At 47.7% G+C, this 692-nt stretch carries 1 protein-coding gene; it reads right to left on the reverse strand.

Annotated elements, in window-relative coordinates:
• Positions 1-691, reverse strand: a 691-nt coding sequence (locus R7Q48_RS27580; RefSeq protein ID WP_318133456.1) for an efflux RND transporter permease subunit, incomplete at its 3' end; no start/stop codon positions are given.
• Between the last annotated feature and the right edge of the window lies 1 nt (position 692).

Consider the following 692-nt stretch of genomic DNA (forward strand, 5'->3'; position numbering starts at 1 on the left):
TGTCGCTTGCACGTTTAATGACAAGATATTGGAAGTCCTCAGGCGTGTTATAAGTACGAGCTGTACGCACCGACATCACGGTCGATTCGTTGCGAACTTCACCACCCGGGCTTTCTAGGTTCTCACTGCGTAAAGCTGATGTAATATCCGATGCCGTGACCGCACGACCAGCCATAAGCTCTGGTTTGAGTTTCACGTACATGACTTTGTACAAACCGCCAGAGAGATCGATAGAACTCACACCCGTGATCAAACTGAAACGATCCATCAGAACACGCTCGGCATAATCCGTCAGCTGTGTGCGGTCCATTTCAGAAGAACTTAGATTGATGTAAAGGGACGCTTCACCCGAACCATTGTTCTTGTAAACAATTGGGTCATCTGCTTCATCAGGTAACGAGCGCTGAGCACGAGCAACGGCATCACGCACATCACTCACCCCAGTATTCAGATCGTAACCTAACTCAAAAGTGATCGTGATGCGTGACATGCTGTTACGAGTGGTGGAACTGATTTCATCAATGCCACTGATCCCAGAAAGCTGATCTTCCAATACGGAGGTGATTTGGCTTTCAATAATGGTCGCCGACGCGCCTTCATAACGCGTGCTGATAGAAACGACTGGGCTCTCAATATCAGGCATTTCACGAACAGCTAATTTGGTGAATGACACAAAGCCAAATACACACACA

This window comes from Vibrio sp. 378, assembly GCF_033339435.1.